At 37.8% G+C, this 6,139-nt stretch carries 4 protein-coding genes; 2 read left to right on the top strand and 2 right to left on the bottom strand.

Features of this window, described 5'->3' with window-relative positions; translation table 11 throughout:
* Positions 1 to 184 precede the first annotated feature (184 nt).
* Positions 185 to 2,344 (top strand): prolyl oligopeptidase family serine peptidase, encoded by a 2,160-nt coding sequence (locus tag BUB03_RS06500; protein ID WP_073061199.1) that lies wholly within the window; start codon positions 185 to 187, stop codon positions 2,342 to 2,344.
* A gap of 73 nt (positions 2,345 to 2,417) precedes the next feature.
* On the opposite strand, the gene murA is transcribed toward BUB03_RS06500, so the two are convergent.
* Both murA and BUB03_RS06490 read right to left on the bottom strand, forming a co-directional pair.
* Positions 2,418 to 3,725 (bottom strand): UDP-N-acetylglucosamine 1-carboxyvinyltransferase, encoded by a 1,308-nt coding sequence (murA, locus tag BUB03_RS06495; RefSeq protein WP_073061197.1) that lies wholly within the window; start codon positions 3,723 to 3,725, stop codon positions 2,418 to 2,420.
* Positions 3,725 to 4,402, bottom strand: a complete 678-nt coding sequence (locus BUB03_RS06490) for a DUF4290 domain-containing protein (RefSeq protein WP_040998174.1) — start codon at positions 4,400 to 4,402, stop codon at positions 3,725 to 3,727. The genes murA and BUB03_RS06490 overlap by 1 nt, the downstream gene beginning before the upstream one ends.
* Before the next feature lie 188 nt (positions 4,403 to 4,590).
* Between BUB03_RS06490 and BUB03_RS06485 the strand changes: the two genes are divergently transcribed.
* On the top strand, positions 4,591 to 6,024 hold the full coding sequence (locus BUB03_RS06485) for an alpha-amylase (RefSeq protein WP_073061194.1): 1,434 nt from the start codon (positions 4,591 to 4,593) through the stop codon (positions 6,022 to 6,024).
* Positions 6,025 to 6,139 lie beyond the last annotated feature (115 nt).

The raw sequence follows: 6,139 nt of genomic DNA, 5'->3' as shown, positions 1-6,139 counted from the left end.
AGAGGTGAGTTTTTGTATTCTTATAAAAACATATTGAAAAACAATGTTTTATGAAGGAATATTACTCATTTGTGTGTTTATCCGTTTGATAGTGATTTCTTTTAAAAGAGATGTATTAATTTAGCAGACCTTCTTGCTCTCCGGATAGAAAGCAATTTAAAAGTATTTATAATAATCATACGATATGAAAAAACTGAAGTTTTTCATTTTAATCTTTTTTGGATTAATCAATGCTCAAAGAACAAATCTGGCTCCGTCAAAACCGGTAACAGATACCTATTTTGGAATTAAAATAACAGATGAATATAGAAATCTTGAAGATTTAAAAGACGCATCCACAACGAGTTGGATGAAGTCCCAGACTGAATATTCTACTTCTGTCCTTAATGAAATTCCAAATAAAAATTATTATCTGAATAGAAGATTAGAACTTGATAAAAGACAGGGCTATTCAATTTCCAACTTAAAGATTACAGCCAAGGATGAGTATTTTTATGTAAAAAAAGAAGCTAACGAAAAATCAGGGAAAGTATATTATAGAAACGGCTTTAACGGAAAAGAATTATTATTGTACGATCCGTATAAGCCCGATCACGATTATTTAGTTACCCTGATCAGTCCGAGTTGGGACGGTAAGAAACTTGCCATTTCTTTATCAGAGAAAGGAAAAGAAATTTCACAGATTATTATCATGGAAGTGGAAAATAAATATATTTATCCACAGGTTATTACCCAATCCAATCCGGCTTCTGTTGGAGGAATAAAATGGCTGGAAGATAATTCAGGCTTTTTCTATGTATATTATCCCGTAGTTGATGTAACGTCTAATCAATTTGGAAAGAATACCCAGTCGGTTTTATACAGAATAGGAGAAGATCCGAATATTCGTAATGATGTATTTTCCAGTACAAACAATCCTGATTTAAAGATCAGTGATGATGATTTTCCCGCTATTGTTTCCATTAATGCTGACGATCAGTATTATGTTGGTATATTGGTGGATACGGATGATTTCCGAAAGACTTTTATCTCTGATAAAGAAGATATTTTACAGGGCAAGAAAAATTGGAAACCGCTTTATGATAAAGATGATATGGTAACGTATTTACGATTTGCAGGAGATGAAATATTTTTTCTTTCGGGATATAATTCATCAAATCTGAAATTGTGTAAAACCAATGTGAAACATCCTGATTTCAGAAATCCGGATGTTTTGGTACCGGAAAAAAAAGATGAGGTATTTAAGGATTATACAGTCACTAAGGATGGAATCTACTACACAACGACAAAAAATGGTGTAGAAGCAAAACTGTATTTGTATAAAGATGGTAAAGAGACTCCTATTGTATTGCCCTACGCATCTGGAAATGTTGATCTGCAATCTAAAGGTAAAGATTTTTCAGATATCTGGGTTTCTTGTTCCGGCTGGGCAAACGAAGAGCAACGCTTTCGATATACCCTTAAAGAAAATACTTTTACTTTGGAAAATTTAGCCCCTGCGTTGGAATATCCTGAATTTAAAGATATAGTTGTAGAAGAAATAACTTTTAAAGCAAGGGATGGTGAAGAAGTTCCTTTGTCCCTGATCTACGATAAAAATATAAAAAGAGATGGAAACATCCCCGTTTTAATAGACGCCTATGGTGCCTATGGGACATCCAGGAATCCGTATTTTGTTAAGAGTTATATGTTATGGGCGGCACAAGGAGGTTTGATTGCCGTTGCCCATGTGAGAGGAGGAGGTGAAAAAGGGGAGCAATGGCATTTGGCAGGCTTCAAAGCAACAAAACCTAACACGTGGAGAGATGTGATTGACTGTGCAGAATACCTGATTAAAGAAAAATATACCTCAAAAGAAAAAATAGCTGTCTGGGGAGCAAGTGCCGGAGGGATTGCCGTCGGAAGAGCAATAACCGAAAGACCGGATTTATTCAAAGCAGCAATGATTGAAGTGGGAATTACCAATATAACCAGATTTGAAAATACACCAAATGGGGCAGGAAATGCCAAAGAGTTTGGAACCGTAAAGGACCCGGATGAGTTCAAAAGTGTATTGGAAATGGATGCTTATCAGCATATTAAAAAAGGAGAAAAATATCCGGCAACACTTATAACCGGTGGGATTAATGATAACAGGGTAATCGTCTGGCAGCCTGTGAAGTTTGCAGCTAAGTTAATGGCCAAAAGTAAATCTGAAAATCTTGTTTTGCTAAAGATAGATTATGAAGGCGGGCATGGTAATAATATTCCTCTTGCTCAGCGGTATTCTAATTTAGGAGATATTTTTGCTTTTGCATTCTGGCAGCTTGGACATCCTGATTACCAAATTAAAGCAAAAAAATAATTTATATAAATTCTGAAAAAAATAAAAAGCGTTCAAATTAATTTGAACGCTTTTTATTGGAATATCATATTTTTTAAATCCTTTCAATATCCGCCCCAATGGCTTTCAGTCTTCCGTCGATATTCTCATAACCTCTGTCGATCTGTTCAATATTGTGGATGATGGATTTTCCTTCTGCGGAAAGTGCTGCGATAAGAAGTGCATTTCCCGCTCTGATATCCGGGGAAACCATAGTCGTTCCTCTCAACGGAGTTTCCTGGTTCATTCCGATCACCGTAGCCCTGTGTGGATCACACAAAATGATCTGGGCACCCATATCGATCAGTTTATCTACGAAGAATAATCTCGATTCAAACATTTTCTGATGCACCAGAAGACTGCCTTTTGCCTGAGTGGCCACTACCAGAATAATAGATAATAAATCCGGTGTAAATCCAGGCCATGGAGCATCCGAAATGGTAAGGATGGATCCGTCGATAAATTTCTGGATCTTGTAGTTTTCCTGGGCAGGGATAAATATATCATCGTTACTCTGCTCAAGCTGGATTCCTAATTTTCTGAAAGTATTGGGAATAACGCCAAGCTGGCTCCAGTTTACATTTTTAATGGTAATTTCGGATTTCGTCATGGCAGCAAGACCTATCCATGATCCGATCTCTACCATATCCGGAAGCATTGTATGCTCAGTACCGCGAAGATATTCTACACCTTCAATGGTCAGAAGGTTGGAGCCTATTCCTGATATATTGGCGCCCATTCTGTTCAGCATTTTGCACAGTTGCTGAAGATAAGGCTCACAGGCAGCGTTATAAATTCTTGTTTTTCCTTTGGCAAGCGTTGCAGCCATTACGATATTGGCCGTTCCGGTAACCGAAGCCTCTTCCAGAAGAATAAATTTCCCTCTGAGCTCTTTGGCTTTTAATGAATAGAAATATTCCTCTTCATCATAATTGAATTCAGCGCCAAGTTCCACAAGTCCCTGGAAATGAGTATCCAGTCTTCTTCTTCCGATCTTGTCACCTCCCGGAGTCGGCATATAAGCTTCACCGTAACGGGCCAGCATAGGTCCCATCAGCATAATGGATCCTCTTAGTTTAGCTCCGTCTTTTTTAAATTCATGGGATTTGATATAATCAAAATTAACCTTGTCTGCCTTGAAAGTGAAATCCCCATGGCCGTTCTTGGTTACTTTAACTCCAAAATCACCCAGGATCTCAATTAATCTATTGACATCGTGGATGTCCGGAATATTTTTAATTCTTACCTCTTCATCTGTTAACAGGACAGCACATAAAATTTGTAAGGCTTCATTCTTAGCCCCTTGTGGAGTGATTTCCCCATGCAGTCTTTTCCCTCCTCTTATCTGAAATGTTCCACTCATTACTTTCTGTTTTTATGGTTGTTGTTATGCCTTCTCTTGTTGGTCTGGTTTTTATTATTGTTGTTATTACTATTGCTGTTCCTGCCGCTGTTATTGCTGTTATTTCTGCCGCTGTTGTTATTGCTGGTGTAATAGATTTTACTTTTTTCAAGAGATTCTATTCCCGTAAGATCCAGCCTGTTTTCAGAAAGTTCTTTCAGGTGGCGGAAAATAACGTCGTCCGTTACATGTTCCTTGTTATATACATTATAAGACTTCTTCATATTGTTGGCAATCACCTCGATCAGGGCCTCCTTTTCATCTCCCGGTTCCAGTTCGATGGCTTTTTCTATCAGTTGAAGGATGCTTTTTCCGTAAAATTTGAAATCTCCCTGAAGTTTAGGATATTCCATTTTTTTGGGTTTTTCTGCCAGCTGTTCTCTGGTAGGAAAAGGGTATGGTGATTCTACATCAAGATCATATTCTGCTAAAATGAAAAGATGATCCCAAAGTTTATGCTTATAATTTTCTTCGTCACGGAGCTGAGGGTTTCTCTGACCCATAAAATCGATAATGGCCATAGCCATTTCACTCCTTTCCTCTTTGGTAGGGAGCTCTTTGCAGCGTTCAACCAGCTGCTGTATAATTCTGCCATATTCCGGCATATGAAGCTGAGTTTTTTGGGTGTTGTATTCCATAGTATGCAAATATATGGATTAAAAGAAAAATTGTTTTGAAAATATTAAAAGTTTATGATTTTTTAATGAAAATTATATGCGCTTATTTTAGAGAGATCTTATAGAGGGAATTAAAAAAATGTACATTTTATATTCTTTATTTCAATAAAATTGTAATTTAGTTGATAGATTAATAATTAAAAATAAGTATGAAAAAAACACATTTATTAGTTTCGGTGCTGGCTTTAACATTGTTTAATTCCTGCCGGAACAGTGATGAGAATGACAATGAAAGTCTTAGCAAACAAGAAGTTCATGCCAAAATCGTTAATGTTACCAACCATGACGGGCGTCCCTTCAGTACCGGAAGCGGATCTGTAACCGGAAAATTTGTATCAGGTCCCGGAGGCGGTGTTCTTATGCAGGGCTTTTACTGGGATGTTCCCGAAGGCGGAAACTGGTGGAATACTGTAAAAGACAAACTTACAGCATGGTCAGATTCAGGGATCAGTGCAGTATGGCTTCCGCCGGCTTCCAAAGCACAGAATGGAGCATATTCAATGGGATATGACCCTACAGATTACTATGATTTCGGAAATTTTAATCAGAACGGTAGCGTGGAAACCCGTTTCGGATCCCGCACTGAACTGGAAGCTCTAATTACAAAAGCCCATGCAGAAAACATGCAGGTTTATGCAGATATAGTGATTAATCATAACAGTGGCGGCCAGTCCCAGGCCAATCCTTATACCGGGACCAATACCTGGACCGATTTTTCAGGAGTCGCTTCCGGAAAATTCTTACGCAGCTATAATGACTTTTACAAAAATTCTTACGGGAATAATGATGAAGGCTCCTTCGGAGGATTTCCGGATCTTTGCCATGCCAATCCGTATGTACAGGACTGGTTGTGGGGAAGAGACGATTCTGTCGGGAAATATTATAAAAATGTAATGAAATTTGACGGTTGGAGGTTTGATTATGTGAAAGGTTTCGGACCTTGGGTAGTCAATAACTGGAACTCAAACGTAGGTGGATTCTCCGTTGGTGAATTGTGGGATTCCAATGTAAATACTTTAGAATGGTGGGCTAATAATGCCAACAGTTCCGTATTCGATTTTGCTGCCTACTATAAAATGGATGAGGCCTTCGACAACGGAAACCTTAATGTTCTGAATGATGATATGATGTGGAAAAGAAATCCTTATAAAGCAGTAACCTTTGTAGCAAATCACGACACAGATATTATTTACAATAAAATGCCGGCTTATGCTTATATCCTCACCCATGAAGGATATCCTACCATCTTTTACCGTGATTACGAAGAATGGTTAAATAAAGAAAGGCTGAATAACCTGATCTGGATCCATAATAACAAAGCTACAGGAACAACTTCCATATTATATACGGATAATGATGAATATATTGCAAGACGTAACGGCTATAACGGAAATCCGGGGCTTGTAGTGTACATCAATAACTCATCCAGCTGGCAGGAAAGATGGATAGAAACGAACTGGAGCAGCCAGCAGATAAAAGATTTTACAGGTAACTCAAGCTGGTATCCTACCACGCAGGGAGATAAATGGGTGAAGATCCAGGCACCGCCAAACAGCTATTCAATTTGGTCACTGAACCAGTAAAATAAGAATAAAAAAAGCAAGGATAATCGTTTCATCCTTGCTTTTAATTTTTCAGAAAATATTTATTAGGAACGGACTTTAGCCCGTTTTTCATTCAGAAAAATTTACTGGCTTT

It is taken from the genome of Chryseobacterium oranimense (genome assembly GCF_900129755.1).
Classification (GTDB): Bacteria; Bacteroidota; Bacteroidia; order Flavobacteriales; family Weeksellaceae; genus Chryseobacterium; species Chryseobacterium oranimense.
Note: the sequence above shows the minus strand (reverse complement) of the source record. Positions and strands in the feature narration are given on the sequence as shown.

What these genes read in the sequence shown, in the direction of transcription:
- BUB03_RS06500 (WP_073061199.1), top strand. Translation starts at nt 185, where the DNA reads ATGAAAAAACTGAAGTTTTTCATTTTAATCTTTTTTGGATTAATCAAT.
- BUB03_RS06485 (WP_073061194.1), top strand. Translation starts at nt 4,591, where the DNA reads ATGAAAAAAACACATTTATTAGTTTCGGTGCTGGCTTTAACATTGTTT.
- murA (WP_073061197.1), bottom strand. Translation starts at nt 3,725, where the DNA reads ATGAGTGGAACATTTCAGATAAGAGGAGGGAAAAGACTGCATGGGGAA.
- BUB03_RS06490 (WP_040998174.1), bottom strand. Translation starts at nt 4,402, where the DNA reads ATGGAATACAACACCCAAAAAACTCAGCTTCATATGCCGGAATATGGC.